10 protein-coding genes are annotated in these 17,274 nt (G+C 42.0%); 7 read left to right on the top strand and 3 right to left on the bottom strand.

What is annotated here, in order from left to right:
• Nucleotides 1-108: 108 nt before the first annotated feature.
• Both ppc and argE read right to left on the bottom strand, forming a co-directional pair.
• Complete coding sequence (gene ppc / locus CXF72_RS12105) at nucleotides 109-2,745, bottom strand: phosphoenolpyruvate carboxylase (protein WP_101039274.1); 2,637 nt, start codon at nucleotides 2,743-2,745, stop codon at nucleotides 109-111.
• Nucleotides 2,746-2,888: 143 nt separating this feature from the next.
• The gene (gene argE / locus CXF72_RS12100; protein WP_101039273.1) at nucleotides 2,889-4,037 is read right to left on the bottom strand and encodes an acetylornithine deacetylase; all 1,149 of its coding nucleotides are present in this window, start codon (nucleotides 4,035-4,037) and stop codon (nucleotides 2,889-2,891) included.
• Between the two features lie 327 nt (nucleotides 4,038-4,364).
• Between argE and CXF72_RS12095 the strand changes: the two genes are divergently transcribed.
• The 7 genes from CXF72_RS12095 to argH all read left to right on the top strand — a co-directional run bounded on the left by CXF72_RS12095 (nucleotide 4,365) and on the right by argH (nucleotide 16,420).
• The gene (locus CXF72_RS12095; RefSeq protein WP_101039272.1) at nucleotides 4,365-9,131 is read left to right on the top strand and encodes an ATP-binding protein; all 4,767 of its coding nucleotides are present in this window, start codon (nucleotides 4,365-4,367) and stop codon (nucleotides 9,129-9,131) included.
• Entirely contained in the window at nucleotides 9,131-10,216 is a 1,086-nt protein-coding gene (locus CXF72_RS12090; protein ID WP_101039271.1) for an HD-GYP domain-containing protein, read from the top strand. Before CXF72_RS12095 ends, CXF72_RS12090 begins: the two co-directional genes overlap by 1 nt.
• Nucleotides 10,217-10,435: 219 nt before the next feature.
• Nucleotides 10,436-11,446, top strand: coding sequence for an N-acetyl-gamma-glutamyl-phosphate reductase (argC, locus tag CXF72_RS12085; RefSeq protein WP_101039270.1), 1,011 nt, complete (start codon nucleotides 10,436-10,438; stop codon nucleotides 11,444-11,446).
• Between the two features lie 15 nt (nucleotides 11,447-11,461).
• On the top strand, nucleotides 11,462-12,244 hold the full coding sequence (gene argB / locus CXF72_RS12080) for an acetylglutamate kinase (protein WP_101039269.1): 783 nt from the start codon (nucleotides 11,462-11,464) through the stop codon (nucleotides 12,242-12,244).
• A gap of 10 nt (nucleotides 12,245-12,254) precedes the next feature.
• Entirely contained in the window at nucleotides 12,255-13,163 is a 909-nt protein-coding gene (locus tag CXF72_RS12075) for an ornithine carbamoyltransferase (RefSeq protein ID WP_101039268.1), read from the top strand.
• 24 nt (nucleotides 13,164-13,187) lie between these two features.
• Complete coding sequence (locus tag CXF72_RS12070) at nucleotides 13,188-14,396, top strand: argininosuccinate synthase (protein WP_101039267.1); 1,209 nt, start codon at nucleotides 13,188-13,190, stop codon at nucleotides 14,394-14,396.
• A 143-nt stretch (nucleotides 14,397-14,539) separates the two neighbouring features.
• Nucleotides 14,540-16,420 carry an argininosuccinate lyase gene (gene argH / locus CXF72_RS12065; RefSeq protein WP_101039266.1) on the top strand — a complete coding sequence of 627 codons (1,881 nt, stop codon included), beginning with the start codon at nucleotides 14,540-14,542 and terminating at the stop codon, nucleotides 16,418-16,420.
• Between the two features lie 48 nt (nucleotides 16,421-16,468).
• Here argH and CXF72_RS12060 read toward each other — a convergent pair whose 3' ends face one another.
• A complete protein-coding gene (locus CXF72_RS12060) occupies nucleotides 16,469-17,008 on the bottom strand; it encodes a gamma carbonic anhydrase family protein (RefSeq protein WP_101039265.1) in 540 nt (179 codons plus the stop codon).
• Nucleotides 17,009-17,274 lie beyond the last annotated feature (266 nt).

Below are 17,274 nucleotides of genomic sequence, written 5' to 3'. Positions count from 1 at the left end.
TTATTATACCCGATAGCAGGGCGATAAATAAATGATTGTATTACGACTTATCTTATCAGGCAGGAAAAGGTATAGATGCCGGCTACAGACCGGCACCTTATTTTCTGTTTAACCGGTATTACGAAGTCCTGCTGCAATACCTGCAATAGTGACCATCAGTGCCTGATCGACCACCGGGCATATTTCATCACCATTTTCGCGTGAACGGGAAAGGAGCTCTGCTTGTAGCATGTTGAGCGGATCAACATAAGGGTTACGCAGTGAAATAGACTCCTTAATCCAAGGCTGTTCCTGCATCAATTGATGATCTGGAATAGTTTCTAAAACGGTCTCTCGAGTGAGTGTGAGGTTATCACGTAAACGTTGTCCGAGTGGCCATAATTCTTTTGGCACCAGGCGTTCTTCGTAGAATTTAGTTAATTCCTCATCCGCTTTTAAAAATACCATTTCAAACATTTCTAAACGGGTGTGGAAAAATGGCCAGTGTTGATACATCTCCTGAAGCAGCGGTTTTTTTCCTTCATTCAATAATGTTTTCAGTGAAGTACCTGCCCCGAGCCATGCCGGCAACATTAAACGATTTTGACTCCAGGCGAAAATCCAGGGAATAGCGCGCAAGCTTTCAATGCCACCCGTTGGTTTACGCTTAGCAGGACGACTGCCCAAGGCTAACTTACCAAGTTCAACTTCCGGTGTTACGCTGCGGAAGTAGGGAACAAAATCCGGCTCTTCGCGCACAAAATGACGGTATTCCTGACAAGACTGATCTGAAAACTGCTCCATTACGTCACGCCATTCCTGTTTTGGTGCCGGTGGCGGCAGCAGGTTCGCTTCTAACACTGCAGCGGCATATTGGTTTAAACTTTGTACTGCTACTTTCGGTAAACCAAATTTAAAGCGGATCATCTCTCCCTGTTCAGTGACCCGTAAACCACCTTTTAACGAGCCCGGGGGTTGTGATAATAAGGCTTGACGAGCTGGCGCACCGCCACGACCTATTGTGCCGCCACGTCCGTGGAATAAAACCAGATTGATATCATTTTCGGCACTGAGTTTAACCAATGCTTCCTGCGATGTATATTGTGCCCAGTTGGCGGCGATCACTCCCGCATCTTTGGCTGAATCGGAGTAACCGATCATGACATGCTGTACACCATTGATGTAACCACGATACCAGTCGATAGCAAACAAGCGCTTCATCACTGCTGCCGAGTTATTCAAATCGTCAAGGGTTTCGAATAACGGCGCAACAGGAATACGGAACGGGCAGCCCACTTCTTTTAATATTAACTGTACAGCCAGTACATCGGATGCCTGGCGTGCCATAGAGATAATATAGATACCTAAGGCTTCAGGATCTGTTTGCGCAATAACTTTACAGGTATCTAATACTTCCTGTACTTCTACAGATGGGCTCCACTTCGTTGGAAATAGTGGGCGCTTATTATTAAGTTCCTGCAGTAAAAAGGCCTGCTTATCTTCTTCATTCCAGGCATTGTAATCACCAATGCCCAGGTAGCGGGTTAATTCCGATAATGTATTACCGTGGCGTTCAGCATCCTGACGGATGTCCAGTTTTAACAGGTTGATACCAAAACAGTTGAGGCGGCGTAAAATATCTAAAATTAAACCCTCGGCAATGGAATCCATCCCCATATTCTTAAGGGAGTGATAGCATAAAAGCAGCGGTTCTTTTAATTGTTTGCTGGTGGTGATGATATCTTGCTCATCACTGCGCTGATCCTGCAAAGTGGCACTTAAGGATGCTAAGGTTTCTTTTAATTGCGTGCGTAATTTGCGTAACACAGCACGGTAAGGTTCAGCCGTATCTTCTCCAACCACTGCTCGAAGAGCTGGATCGCAGTTATCCATTGATAACTCATCGGTGAGTTGGCTAATATCTTTAAGGTATAAACTGACCGCGACCCAACGGCTGGATAACAATACTTCCTGGGTTACTTTGGCGGTTACAAAAGGGTTGCCGTCTCGGTCACCGCCCATCCATGAGGTAAAAGTGATCGGAGAAGCTTCAAGTGGTAGTGATAAACCCAGACCACTTTGTAATTCACTTTCCAGATCGCGAATAAATTGCGGAACAGCCTGCCATAAACTTTTTTCAATGGTCGCAAATCCCCATTTAGCTTCATCTACCGGCGTCGGACGCTTTTGGCGAATATCATTGGTATGCCATGCTTGGGTTATTAACTGCTCTAAACGATTTAACAAAAGATCGCGTTCTTTATCTGAAATATCGCTAATTTCTAAATAACTCAGACAGTCATTAATGGCGATATGCTTATGGATAAGGGTGCGCCGCGTTATTTCCGTAGGGTGAGCGGTCAGTACCATTTCCATTTTTAATTCATTAACGCTCTGCTGCATTTCCTGCTGCGATAAATCGGAATTTTTAAATTTGCTCATTAAATCTTTGATGGGATCCGGTGCACAGACCCCACTGTCGCAGTGTCGAGAAATACCATGAAACTGCTCAGCGATATTCGCCAGGTTTAGAAAGTGGGTAAAAGCGCGCGCAACAGGAACTAATTCATCATCGGAAAGATGGGTCAACATATCGATCAGCGTTACACCGTCCTGTTGATTACCGGCACGGGATGATTTGGATAGTTGGCGAATAGTTTCTATTTTATCCAGAAACGCTTTACCGAGATGACCATCGATGCTTTTACCAAGCAGCTGTCCTAATAAACCGACGTTACTGCGTAAATTTGAATATTCTTCTGTCATATGCTCCTCCGAATTGGTAATAAAATTACACAAAAATCATATAAAAAATAAAATAATAACAATAAACTATCAGATAAAGACCTGCAGTCAACGTTCCATCACAAAAAAAGGTCTTTATTTGATCTGATAACGTCATTAGGTAATTAAGTTACACAATAGTGCGTAATTAATTTTTTAATTACCTCTTTGGTGGGTTTGACAAAGGAAAGATCTAAATACTCATTGGGCTGGTGGGCTTGGGTTATGTGTCCCGGTCCTAAAATGATGGTATCGCAGCCAAGCTGTTGTATAAAAGGGGCTTCGGTACAGTAATTAGCGCTTTGTGCTGGGTTACCGGTGAAAATTTCAGCGCGATTAATCAGATCGGAATGTTCCGGGCATTGATATGAAGGAATGGGCTCATGTAAATGGTAGACCTCTACACTTTTAGGGTAGCGCTTTTCAATTTCAGACAAAGCCTGTTTGACGGTAATAAATAGCTCGCTGGTGGTAATGCCCGGAATAGGGCGCATATCAATGTGCAATTCACAGCAGCCGCAAATTCGGTTGGGGCTGTCACCGCCACTTATTGATCCGAAATTAAGGGTTGGATAGGGCACATCAAAGTGAGGATTGTGGTATTTTTCTTTAAACCGCTGCTGTACTTTCTTTAATTCTCCAATCACTAAATGCATTATTTCAATTGCGTTCAGGCCTTTATCCGGATCTGAACTGTGCCCGCTGCTGCCGGTAATGCGTATACCCTCTGACATATGGCCTTTATGCATGGTAACAGGCGCCATTCCCGTCGGTTCGCCAATCACGGCATAATCGGGGCGGAAGGTTTTTTGCTCGGCTATCTCCTGCGCACCGGCCATAGTGGTTTCTTCATCTGCGGTTGCTAAAATACGCAGGGGTTTATTCAGTTTATTGATATCTATCTCTTTTAAAACCTCAATAACAAAGGCAAAAAAACCTTTCATATCAATGCTGCCCAGACCATATAAACGATTGTCTTTTTCGGTCAATGTAAAAGGATCCGTTGTCCACTTGCCGGCATCGTAGGGGACTGTATCCGTATGACCGGCGAGTAATAACCCCCCATCACCCTCACCGAGTGTGGCGATCAAATTATATTTTCCGGGCGCACTGCGGACAGCTTGTATCTCACTTTTAAAGCCCAACTCTTCTAACCAGCTGGCAAGCTGATTAATAACGTTTAAGTTACTTTGATCCCAGGATGGATCCGTTGAACTGATGGACGGGATCGAAATAAGATCTTTGTAGAGGTTTAAAAAAGTAGGTAAAGCCATAGGAGCACCTTTTAAAAAATAAAGAAAAGAGAGAGTAAGCTAACAGAAAATATATTACACCCAAAGGATAACGATCGGTAAAAAGTATTACTGTCATGATTCTGAGCGTTTAATCTTCTCATCCTGAGTGTTAATCGCTCATTTTTGCTCTCCTAATAAGACGACGGTTTTACTGATTAATGATATTCCTGCTGAGTGCAAATTTGAGGCGTTAAATAAAGCTTTGGTTTATTGTAATAACTTGTTGAAAAGGTATCATGTGAACATAAAAAAGACATCTTATCGATATTTATCAATATCTTGAACTAATTAAAGTGATTTGCACCTATGAGAGTTATCCCTTTCTCTATACTTTTTCTTCTGTGTGTATTGGTGAGTTCCGGTATCGGTAATGCAGCCGATGCCAATGATGAAATCTCTCCGACCACAAACACAGCCGCGCGCGTCAATGATTGGTTTGACACTGCTACCAACCAAACCGTGCCCTTAAGTGAATTGTTCTATAGCAACACGCATAAAATGGCCTGGGGAAATGACGCTAAAATTGCGTGGGTAAAGCAGCATCCGATTATCTCTGTAGGGATCGAAGCGCGTTTCCCGCCATTTGATTATATTGATAAAAATGGAAAATCCCTCGGGGTGGGTGAACAGATTAGAGCCGAATTCTCGCGCCTGCTGCCTGTTAGCCTGCAGGTCGTTTCGCAGGGTACTTTTGCCGAGCAAATCACCAAGCTTCAGGAAAATAAAATTGATGTGATCACCTTCTGTGCTAAAACGGAGGATCGCGAGGGTGCGATGTTATTTACTGACCCTTTTATCACCCTTAGGCCTATTCTTGTGATCAATAAAAACAGTGTCTATCGAGCAGTGGGGGACATTCCTAAGGATGCGAAAATTGCGGTGCCCCGTGCTTACGCGTCAATCAAAGTTGCAGAAAGTATTGTTGGCCAGGGTAATGCTGTCAGCGTTCCCAACAGCGAAGCGGGTCTTAATATGGTCAATGAGGGAGTCTTAGACGGTTTTATTGCCTTCTCATTTGTAAATGATTTTTTTGTCCAGCAACAGGGTATTACTAATCTGCGCGTGTTGCCGCTGGTTGATACACCGGAAATATCAATGGGTTTTTGTGTTAATAAAAATAAACCCGAACTGGTTGAGTTGCTTAATAACAATATTAAACGCCTGGGGAAGGGTTACTTTAGTCAGTTATTAATTGATTGGCTGGCTGATCACCATGATTCTGAAGTAGAAGTTAGTAATAGTTATTCTTCATGGTTAATTAATGCATTGATTTTCGCCGTGATTATTTGCCTCGTGCTAGTACTTGTATATCGTTACCTCGGCATTCTGGTTAATAAATTTGAAACCCGCAGATTTAGACTGATTTATTTCATCCTTATTTCCCTGTTATTTTTAGGTACCTTTATTGCTTTGGGTTTGTATTTTGAACAATTCAAACAACAGCTTGCAAACGCGCAGCAGGAAAGTTTGCGGGTAACAAATAAGAACGTCGAAAAAAGATTTGATTATTGGTATGCCAAGGAACGTACCGCTATTAAAAATAATATTAATACCTCCTATTTTAAAAATACCGTGGGGCAACTGATATCGGCTCGGCAAAGCAGTAATAACCAACAAGTGAAACAAACAAAAATATTATTGTCTGCCTGGTTTGATAAACAGCAAAATCCACTCAATTATTATCCTCATTATGCCCTTCTCAATTTGAAGGGGGAATATTTAGTCAATACTGATTCAAATATCATCGATAAAACCAGTCCGATACAAATCTATCGCCCATCACTGTTTGCAAAAGCCTTAACGGGTGACCCCATATTTATTCCACCGGTGTGGTCTGATTTTGATGGTCAGCACTCGGTCTTAGATAAACCGCCGTCGGTTTATCTTGTTGAGCCGATCCGCGATACGGCTGGAAATGTACAGGCATTATTGAGTGTTGCTTTTGACATTAACAAAGAATATTCGTCATTTTTTTCGAATCTGGGCTTAGAGAAATCGGGTAAAATTTATGCAGTAGATAAACGCGGTTATATGCTCTCTGAAAGTCGTTTTATGGACAGTTTATATAAACAGAAGATTATCTCTCCGGGCGTATCAAGCATTTTACGTATACGTTTACCTGATCCAAAAAACAATCCTGTTGTGCAGAGCGCGTTATTGGAGAGCAGCCATTATAATATTGCAGGTTATAAGGATTATCTCGGCAATACTGTTACGGGGCGGTGGTTGTGGTTGAATAAATTCAATTTGATGCTGGTCAGTGAAGTGAATAATAATGAGACTTATCATTATTATAACCAGTTACGTAATATTATATTCGTCATTATGTTGGTATCAATGGGATTGGTCAGTGGACTGTCCTTGTTTATCATGATGCTTTCATATCGTTCTACCGCGTTGAGCAGAGACTCAAAGAATAAACTGTCTGCGCTGGTCAACAGAAGGACACGTGAACTGCTCAATGCTGAATATAAAAACAGCATGATTGTAAACAATGTGGTTGATGGTATTTTTGGTGTCGATCAAAGGGGCAAAATTGTTTTCTTTAATGCATCGGCTGAAAAACTGCTGGGTTATCGGGAGCAGGAAGTCTTTAACCGTGATTATCGTGAAGTAATCTATAATAACCATCCTGCAGAGGCACAATCCTGGCAAGCATTACGCACGCAAATTCTAACCTGTATTCACACTGCTCAGGATAAGCAGATAGATCAAGATTATTTTTTCTCTCGGGCAGGAAAAAAGATCCCGGTTACCTACAGCATCTCAGTGATCAAGGATAAAGCCTCTTATTTTAAAGCGGTTATTACCTTTCATAGTATTTCCGATCAAGCGCTTGAAGCTCAAAAAATGCAGAGACTACTGACCTCGCTGCCGGTTGCTACCTTTTTAATTAATAAAAATAGAAAGATCATTGAAGTTAATATCGCGGGTCAAAAATTATTGGGTTATGAAAAAAAAGAAATGATAAATAAAGAAATGAAGACGTTTATTCCTAAAGAGCGCTTAGACGAGCATCTAAAAAACATGGATGAGTATTTTTCTGCTCCAAAATCTGTGCATATCGGGAAGGATAAACGTGTGACGGTACAGCGGAAGTCAGGACAAATTATTGATGTTGAATTTTTTTTCACGCCCGTAGAGTTAGAAAAGGAGACTATTTTTGTCGTCAGTATGTTGGATATTACCGAAGCTAACCAAGCCAAAAATTTACTGCTTAAAGCCAAAGGGTTAGCAGATGATGCCAGCCGCTCAAAATCTGAATTTTTAGCCAATATGAGCCATGAAATTCGCACCCCGATGAACGCTATTATTGGAATGTCACAGCTCGCGTTAGAAGGTTTTTTACAAGATAAAGAGTGTAATTACATTACTAAAGTACATAGCGAGGCAACCAGTCTGTTGGGTATTCTTAATGATATTTTAGACTATTCAAAAATGGAAGCCGGAAAATTAGAATTGGAAAAAAGGCCTTTTAATCTCTCTTCTCTGTTCGATAGTGTAAGTACTATTTTTGCGCTTAAAGTGCGCAAGAAAGGGATAACCTTATTTTATCGTATTGAAAAAGATGTGCCCCTTTATCTGCTTGGTGATGCATTGCGCTTAAAACAAATTTTTGTCAATCTAGTCAGTAACGCGGTCAAATTTACTGAACAGGGAGAGATAGTGCTAACCGTCAGTGTGGCTGAATGTGATGCTGCTAACATTAAGCTGCAAATATCAGTTCGGGATAACGGTATTGGTATGACTGCGGAGCAGCAAAGCAAATTGTTTCGTGCATTTTCACAGGCAGATGCCTCAACAACGCGAAAATACGGTGGTACTGGCTTAGGGTTATCGATCTGCAAAAATTTAGTAACCCTAATGGGCGGAGATATTTGGATTGAAAGCCGGGAAGGGGCGGGCAGTGAATTTTTATTTACCGTTGGCTTGGAGATCGATCTGAATAGAGGGGATAATGGCGTTGTTGATACTGAATACAAGGGTGAAATGCAAAGTCAACAAACGCTGCTTGGCGCGCATATACTGTTGGTGGAAGATAATGTGCTTAATCAGGAGCTTGCCACCGCGCTGTTAAAGGGAAAAGGGATACGGGTTAGCCATGCGAGCGATGGTGCGATAGCCGTTGAAAAAGCCCGGCGACATAACTATCACGCTATATTGATGGATATGCAGATGCCGGTGATGGATGGTTATCGTGCGACTGCCACAATCCGTCAATTTAATAAAAAGATCCCTATTATTGCAATGACTGCGAATGTAATGGATGGTGAACGGGGGAGAGTGACGGATGCCGGTATGAACGATTATATTAGCAAGCCGATTGATGTCTCGCTGATGTTTAAAGTGTTAGTTAAATGGATTGATCTGGATCCTCAAAAAGAGACTAAGAGTATGATTTTTTCTACAGATCAGGGCTTCGAGTCTTTGATCGACTGTTTAGCGCATTTTAATGAGATCGATAAAAAATCAGGGTTGGCAGTGTGTGCTGACAGTGTAGACTTATACATCAGTATCCTGACTAAATTTAAAGCATTAAATATCCATTTTTCGGCGGATTTTAAGCAACTGTGTCTGGCGTTCGAGTGGCAGAATGCACAGCGTATGGCGCATAGTTTAAAAGGGGCGGCGGGAAATATTGGTGCGACCGGCTTATACCGGCATTGCCATAATCTCGAACAGGCCTGTCAGAATAATGACAATGCGCAGGATATTGACAAATTAGTGGCTCAAGTCGATACGCACTTAAGCAAGGTTATCGATGAAATTGTGGTAATGCAAACATCACAGGCCAAGCAGCAGCAACCTGTGTTGGTTAATGAAAAGCAATTAAGCCCGCTGGAAATCCAGCAAAAATTACAGATCTTACGGTCGCTAGTGGATAATTTCGATACCAGTGCATTGGATATTGCATTGCAGTTAACTGCCAGCATTTCCAATCAGCAAGCATTAATGCTGATCCGTGAGTTTATCGAACAGTTAGAAAATTTTAATTTTGACAGTGCGCAATTGCTCCTTTCGGAGTTGATTAAGCTATTGTCAGGAAAATGTGAACAACAGGATAAGAAGTAATGGATGTTAATGAGATGGAGCTTAAGCAAACAATCTTAGTCGTTGATGATAATCCGGAAAATATTCATCTGTTAAGTGCAATTTTACGCCCCCATTATAGAGTGAAAGCGGCTATCAACGGGGCACTTGCGTTAAAATTGGCCAAGGGAGAAGATAAACCCGATCTGATTTTGTTAGATATTATACTGCCGGATATCGACGGTTATGAAATTTGCCGACAACTTCAGCTTTTGCCCGAGACGGCTGAAATACCGATTATATTCGTCAGTGCAAAAAGTACCGTAGCCGATGAAAATAAAGGCTTTGGGTTAGGCGGCGTTGATTACATTACCAAACCCGTCAGCCCTGGGCGCTTATTAGCCAGAATCGCGACGCATTTGAAATTAGCAAACCAAAAATTTCATCTGCTCAGTTTGGTACAGGAAAGAACCAAATCTTTGGAAAAAGCGCATATGGAAATTGTCCAATGCTTAGGTCGTGCTGCTGAATTTAAAGATAACGAAACGGGTTTGCATGTGCTGCGTATGAGTCGTTACTCCGGTGTATTAGCACAACAAGTGACCGATAATGACAGTTGGTCCGAATTGCTTTTTAATGCCGCATCGATGCATGATATAGGCAAAATAGGCGTTCCTGATAATATCTTATTAAAGCCTGGTAAGCTGAATTCTGAAGAATGGGCAATTATGCAGAAACATGTTGAATACGGTGTTAACATTTTAGGCTTGCCCGAATCAGACTTATTAATTCTGGCCGTTGAAGTAGCGCAATATCATCATGAAAAATGGGATGGCACGGGTTATCCGGGTGGGATCAGTGGTAAACATATTCCATTAAGTGCGCGTATTGTGGCTATTGCCGATGTGTTTGATGCGTTGACCAGTGAGCGGCCCTATAAAGCCGCCTGGTCAGTTGAAAAAGCGCTGGCATTGATTGAAAGTCAATCGGGCAAACACTTTGATCCTGAGTTAGTGTTACACTTTCAAATTTGTCTGCCTAAGGTGTTGCAGATTAAAGCGCAATATATTGATCTGCCGATCAAAGCCGCGGCTGAAGAATGGCTAAGCAGTAAAGTGCTCTCATAACAAGAGTTCACAGGCGCATTTAAACATTATATTTTATGTTCCTGCTGCATTAATACACTATTTTTTGGGCTGCAGGGTTAAAACGCAATGCGGCTTAAGTAAATATTCATTATTATTGCATAAATAATCAAATTTAATTAAGATGCTCCTCTCTCGGGAATATTTCTATGTATACTATTTTCCCTCTTTTTAATACCGCAAATGAAACGGGAACTTCTTATGTTAAAAGCCATTGTAGTGGGTGCAAGTGGTTATACGGGCGCCGAATTAGCACATTTTTTAGTACGTCATCCGCACATTGAATTGGCTGGTTTGTATGTGTCGACAGGCAGTCTTGATAAAGGCAAAAAGTTATCTGCGCTTTACGGGCATTTATCGGGTGTAGTGGATTTACCTCTGCAGCCTTTAGGCAATGCTGATATTAAAACAGTATGTGCCGATATAGATATTGTTATTTTGGCAACGGCGCATGAAGTGAGTCATGATTTAGTACCGCTTTTTCTCGCTGAAAATACAGTGGTATTTGATCTTTCCGGTGCATTTCGTGTTCAGGAAGCCGGTTTTTACGATAAATTTTACGGCTTTACGCACCAGTATCCAGCGTTATTAGAAAAAGCTGTTTACGGTTTAGCCGAATGGAATTTTGACGCCGTGAAGAAAACCGATTTAATCGCAGTACCGGGCTGTTACACCACCGCCTCTTTAACCGCGTTAAAACCGCTGGTCGAAGCCGGATTAATTAAAGCTGATACAAAACCCACTATTAATGCCACCAGTGGTGCGAGTGGGGCCGGGCGTAAAGCCAGCCTAGCCAGTAGTTTTTGTGAAGTGAGTCTGCAACCTTATGGCGTGTTTACCCATCGTCATAAACCGGAAATTGATCAGCATTTGGGCATGCCGGTGGTATTTACACCCCATTTAGGCAGTTTCAAACGTGGTATTTTAGCCAGCATTAATGTGCAGCTAAAAGCGGGTGTGACAGCTGATGAGGTTAATCAGGCTTATCAGAATGCTTATGCAGATAAACCCATTGTACGTTTAATGGATGGGACTTATCCTGCCCTTAAAAACGTGGTGGGTACTCCCTTCTGTGATTTAGGTTGGGCTGTGGAAGGTGAAGATCTGGTCGCTTTCAGTGCTATCGATAACCTTTTAAAAGGGGCTTCATCGCAGGCAATACAATGTATTAATTTACGTTTTGGTTTTGCTATAACCACTTCTCTTTTGTAAGCAGGATTTTTAAATATGACACAAGCATTAAAACCTTTATTAATTAAGCTTGGTGGTGCAGTACTTGAAAATGAGCAGGCATTAGAAAATTTATTTTCAGCGCTCACTCTTTATTTGCAAACCGAGCAACGACCTCTTCTCATTGTGCATGGCGGAGGTGTCATTGTTGAAGATGTTTTAAATAAAATGAACATCGTCAGTCACAAAAAAGAAGGTTTGCGCATTACACCCTTTGAGCAAATTCCCTATGTGGCCGGCGCTCTAGCGGGCACTTCAAATAAACTGTTGATGGCCAAAGCACTAAAGGCAGGCCTTTCTGCTGTCGGTTTATCGCTTGCGGACGGTTTTAGCTGTAAAGTCACTCAGCTTGATCCTGATTTAGGCGCGGTCGGTATTTGCAGTCCTAATAATCCTGCACTGTTAAATACGTTATTAACAGCGGGGTACTTGCCGGTTATTTCATCAATCGCTATTGGTGAAGACGGACGCTTGTACAATGTCAATGCCGATCAGGCTGCGATAACGATTTGTGAGCTGCTGGATGCGGAGTTAGTTTTTTTGTCCGATGTTGATGGCGTATGGGATGCGCACAAGCAAGTTATTCCCGAGCTAAACACACAATTAGCTGATAGACTTATTGCCGAAAAGGTAATCCAGGACGGGATGGCGGTTAAAGTAAAAGCCGCGCTGCAAGCTGCCGAGCAATTAGGTTATGTGATGCTGGCAAGTTGGAAAAATCCTGAAAATTTAGTATCATTGCTTGCTGGTCAGGCCGTGGGTACAAAGGTCATTAAGTAGAGAATTAGATATGAAAAATTTGCTAACAGGGTTTGAAATGACTCAGCAACAGGCGTTAGATCTGATTGCTTTGGGAAAAGATTTAAAAGCTAATCCGGCTAAATACAGTCAAGCATTAGCAGGCAAAAGTGTTGTTACTTTATTTGAAAAGCAATCCTTAAGAACGCGTGTGACTTTTGATATTGGCGTTAATAAATTAGGCGGTCACGTTGTTTATTTAGATCAAGCCAACGGTGAAATGGGCAGTCGTGAAGATGTTAAAGATTTTGCTGCCAATATTTCCCGCTGGGCGGACTGTATTGTAGCGCGTGTTTTTGACCACAAAACCTTAGTTGAAATGCAGGCGCATTCAAGTGTGCCGGTGATTAACTCATTATGTGATTTGTACCACCCATGCCAGGCCATGGCTGATTTTTTAACTATCGCTCAGCAGTATGATGATCTCTCTAAAGTGAAACTTGCTTACATTGGTGATGGCAATAATGTCACTCATTCGCTGTTTATTGCCGGTGCTATTTTAGGTGCGACCGTGACCGCAGTTTGTCCCATCGGCCATAGCCCGGACGCGCAAATATTCAAAATGGCCGAGAAGATTGCCGCTAAAAATGGTGGCAGCATCCACGTCACCGACAATATTGAAGATATTAAAGGTTATGATGTGGTTTATGGTGATACTTGGCTTTCAATGGGTGATGAAACACCGCTTGAACAGATCAAAGCTAAATTTATGCCATACCAAATCAATCAGGAATTATTAGATTTAACCGGTATTAAACACGTATTACATTGCCAGCCGGCGCATCGTGGTTTAGATATCACCTCCGATGTAATGGATGGTCCTGCTTCGTTAATTTTTGACCAGGCAGAAAATAGAATGCACATTCAAAACGCCATTATGCTTACCTTAATTAATAAATAAATGCAGACGAAAGGAAAATAATCAATGAGTAAAGTTAAAAAAGTGGTACTCGCTTATTCTGGTGGCTTGGATACTTCGGCAATCATTCCATGGTTAAAAGAGACTTATGATGATTGTGAGATCATCGCTTTTTGTGCCGATGTTGGCCAGGGCGCAGAAGAGTTAGTCGGACTTGAAGAAAAAGCATTAGCATCGGGCGCTTCTGAGTGCCATATTGTTGATCTGAAAGAAGAGTTTGTTAAAGATTATATCTATCCGACTATGGCATCTGGTGCTGTTTATGAGGGTACTTACCTGTTGGGCACCGCAATGGCGCGCCCAATTATTGCTAAAGCGCAGGTTGAAGTGGCGCTTAAAGTTGGTGCTGACGCGTTATGTCACGGTTGTACCGGTAAAGGTAATGACCAAATCCGTTTTGAAAGCTGTTTTGCCGCATTGGCACCTGAATTACAGGTAATTGCGCCTTGGCGTGAATGGGAAATGGAATCGCGTGAAGATTTACTCGATTACCTTGCAGAGCGTAATATCGAAACAACAGCGAGTGCGACTAAAATCTATAGTCGTGATGCAAATGCATGGCATATCTCTCACGAAGGCGGTGAGTTAGAAAATCCATGGAATGCACCAAGCAAAGGTGTTTGGACCTTAACCGTTGATCCTGAAGATGCACCCGAGAAACCTGAATACTTAACTATTAAAGTTGAAAATGCCCGTGTTGTTGCCGTTGACGGTGTTGAGCTTTCTCCCTATGACGCATTGATGCTGTTAAATGATAAAGCAGCCGCGCACGGTGTCGGTCGTGTTGATATTACTGAAAACCGTACTGTTGGTATGAAGTCTCGTGGTTGTTACGAAACCCCTGGAGGCACCGTTATGGTGACTGCACTGCGTGGTATCGATGAACTCGTTCATGACAAACCAGCCCGTAAATGGCGCGATCAAGTAGGTCAGGAATTTACTCACTTAGTCTATGACGGGCGTTGGTTTACACCGCTTTGCGGCTCTTTATTAGCAGCTTCAGAAGCGTTGGCAAAAGATGTTAACGGTGAAGTGGTTGTTAAAATGTATAAAGGTCAAGTGACTGCAGAGCAAAAACGCTCTCCAAACAGCTTATATTCTGAAGAGTTTGCTACATTTGGTGATGATAACGTTTATAATCAAAAACACGCAGAAGGTTTTATCCGTTTATATTCTCTTTCAAGCCGTATTCGTACCTTGAACAGCAAAAAATAAGCGCTAACTCTTAAATAATACAATTCCCGTCCTGTATTTTTACAGGGCGGGAATTTCTATTTTTATCTGTTTTTTTTTAAAGTATATAAAAATAGATTCTAAAAAATAGCTACAACAAACCAAGAAAGTGATGGAGCATCAAAATGGCATTATGGGGCGGACGTTTTAGCCACGCGGCAGACGTAAAATTTAAATTGTTTAATGATTCATTAAGGTTCGATTACCGTCTTGCGGAGCAAGACATTATTGGTTCAATAGCTTGGTCAAAAGCGTTACAAACAGTTGATGTGTTAACCTTTGATGAACAAAAATCGATAGAAGTTGCATTGAATGAATTATTAAGATCAGTTCAAGATAATCCTGAGTTGGTTTTACAATCCGATGCCGAAGATATCCATTCTTGGACAGAAGGGCAGCTGATTAATAAAATCGGTGACTTAGGCAAAAAATTACACACCGGCCGCAGCCGTAATGATCAGGTTGCAACGGACTTAAAACTTTGGTGTAAAAAAAGAGCACAAGAATTAGTTGTCCATCTGGATGCATTAGAAGCCAAATTAATTGAACTTGCACGTATTCACCAGGGGGTTGTTCTACCGGGTTATACACATTTACAACGCGCGCAACCGGTGACCTTTTCGCACTGGTGTTTAGCCTATTTAGAAATGTTAGAGCGCGACCATGATCGTTTGGAAGGCTGTCTTAAACGCCTTGATACTTGTCCTTTAGGCAGTGGCGCATTAGCAGGAACAGGTTATGCAATAGATCGTACTGCATTAGCACACTCTCTTGGATTTGAACGTGCGACGCGTAACAGCTTAGATTCTGTTTCCGACCGTGACCATGTTGTTGAGCTGATGAGTTGTGCAACTATGTCCATGATGCATATGTCGCGCATGGCAGAAGATCTTATCTTCTATAACAGTGGTGAGTCAGGTTTTATTGAGATGTCTGATTTAGTGACGTCCGGATCATCATTAATGCCGCAAAAGAAAAATCCCGATGCAATGGAATTGATTCGTGGCAGAACAGGCCGTGTATTTGGTTCATTAGCCGCGATGTTAATGACGCTTAAAGGTCTGCCGCTTGCTTATAACAAAGATATGCAAGAAGACAAAGAAGGTTTATTCGACTCTCTGGACACTTGGAGCGATTGTTTAGAAATGGCAGCAATGGCGTTAACTGATCTTAAAGTGAACGAAGAACGCACCAAAGAAGCAGCCCAAGGTGGGTATTCAAACGCCACCGAACTTGCGGACTACTTGGTTGCTAAAGGTATTCCATTCCGTGAAGCGCATCATATCGTAGGTGTTGCCGTTGTCGGCGCGATTGAAAAAGGTCTGCCGCTTGAAGATTTAACGGTCGCCCAATTTAAAGAGTTTTCTCCGGTGATCGAAGAAGATGTTTATCCTGTTCTGACCCTTGAAGCAACATTAGCTGCACGTAAAGCACTCGGTGGTGTTTCACCTGTGCAGATTGAATATGCACTAACAGAAGCTGAACAACGCTTAGCAGAGCGTCAGACATCGGGCATTGTGATAAGAGCGGCGCGTTTAACAGACATTGATCGTATTGAAGCAATGGTTAACCACCTGGCTGATAAAGGCGAAAACCTTCGAAGAGATAAGACGGACTTAGCGGAGTCGGTGGCTGAATTTGCAGTAGCAGAAATAGATGGCCAAGTCACTGCTTGTGCTTCAGTACATATCTATGACACCGGTTTAGCCGAAATTCGCTCATTAGGTGTAGAACCTGGCTTTGAACGCCGCGGTCAAGGTAGCGCACTAGTGGCGTTTTTAATTAAACACACAGAAAAACAAGCGATCCAGCGTCTATTCGTATTAACCCGCATGCCAGACTTCTTTATGAAGCTTGGTTTTAGTCCCGAAAGTAAGACTACGATGCCGGAAAAAGTTTTAAAAGATTGTTCAATGTTTGTGAGTGAACATGCAAGTGACGAAAAGGCACTAGAGTTGAATTACAAAACAAGTATGTTGCTCCATAAAGGAATGAGCAAAACTTAAAATAACCCATCTTTTCGTTCCCACGTTTATGCGTGGGAACGAATAAAGTTACCCCTGAGCAATATACTCATCTTTGAGTTTTACATAATGTGCTGCAGAGCGTGGCAGAAAGGCAAGTTCATCGTTAGTTAATTTGCGGGCTGCTTTAGCGGGAGAGCCGAGATAAAGGTAACCCGATTCAAGATGTTTGTTTGGCGGTACTAATGCACCGGCGGCTAAAATAACATCATCATCAATTTGCGCATTATCTAATACGATAGCGCCCATACCAATTAAAACCCGATTACCAATCCTGCAGGCATGTAACATAGCTTTATGACCGACGGTCACATCTTCCCCAATAATTAAAGAGTACCCATCAACGCTTGCTTCACCTTTACGAGCGACATGTAATATCGATCCATCCTGAATATTGGTGCGTTTACCTATCGTTATCGCGTTAACATCCCCTCTTACAACGCACATTGGCCAAATATTGACATCGTCACCTAAAGTGACATCGCCAATAATAGAAGAAAAAGGATCAATATAAACAGAATCGCCAAGAACAGGAAAAGAATTTTTGTAACCGCGTAATACAGGAAGCATAATAAACCTCAATAAATAAACAAGAAAACGAACTATACGGCAAAATCATGTGGGTAATAAAGCAAAGTTTGTGGATAAGTTGTTTGTAAGGCGTGTATAAAAACTAATTGCAAAAACAGGCTGTTTTATGCAAATAAACCCTTGCCAACGTGATCAAAATCCCTATAATGCGCCCCACGGAAACGGGAAAGACGCAAGTCAAACCGGTTACTCAGAACGAAAGAGATTAAGTTTTTAATAACGTTAAACGTTGATTAAAAACATTG

The sequence above is a fragment of the Psychromonas sp. MB-3u-54 genome, assembly GCF_002836415.1.
Taxonomy (GTDB): Bacteria; Pseudomonadota; Gammaproteobacteria; order Enterobacterales; family Psychromonadaceae; genus Psychromonas.
This window is presented reverse-complemented; position numbering and strand designations above follow the sequence as displayed.

Coding starts and splice junctions, on each gene's coding strand:
- ppc (WP_101039274.1), bottom strand. CDS start 2,745: ATGACAGAAGAATATTCAAATTTACGCAGTAACGTCGGTTTATTAGGA.
- CXF72_RS12090 (WP_101039271.1), top strand. CDS start 9,131: ATGGATGTTAATGAGATGGAGCTTAAGCAAACAATCTTAGTCGTTGAT.
- CXF72_RS12095 (WP_101039272.1), top strand. CDS start 4,365: ATGAGAGTTATCCCTTTCTCTATACTTTTTCTTCTGTGTGTATTGGTG.
- argE (WP_101039273.1), bottom strand. CDS start 4,037: ATGGCTTTACCTACTTTTTTAAACCTCTACAAAGATCTTATTTCGATC.
- CXF72_RS12060 (WP_101039265.1), bottom strand. CDS start 17,008: ATGCTTCCTGTATTACGCGGTTACAAAAATTCTTTTCCTGTTCTTGGC.
- argB (WP_101039269.1), top strand. CDS start 11,462: ATGACACAAGCATTAAAACCTTTATTAATTAAGCTTGGTGGTGCAGTA.
- argC (WP_101039270.1), top strand. CDS start 10,436: ATGTTAAAAGCCATTGTAGTGGGTGCAAGTGGTTATACGGGCGCCGAA.
- argH (WP_101039266.1), top strand. CDS start 14,540: ATGGCATTATGGGGCGGACGTTTTAGCCACGCGGCAGACGTAAAATTT.
- CXF72_RS12070 (WP_101039267.1), top strand. CDS start 13,188: ATGAGTAAAGTTAAAAAAGTGGTACTCGCTTATTCTGGTGGCTTGGAT.
- CXF72_RS12075 (WP_101039268.1), top strand. CDS start 12,255: ATGAAAAATTTGCTAACAGGGTTTGAAATGACTCAGCAACAGGCGTTA.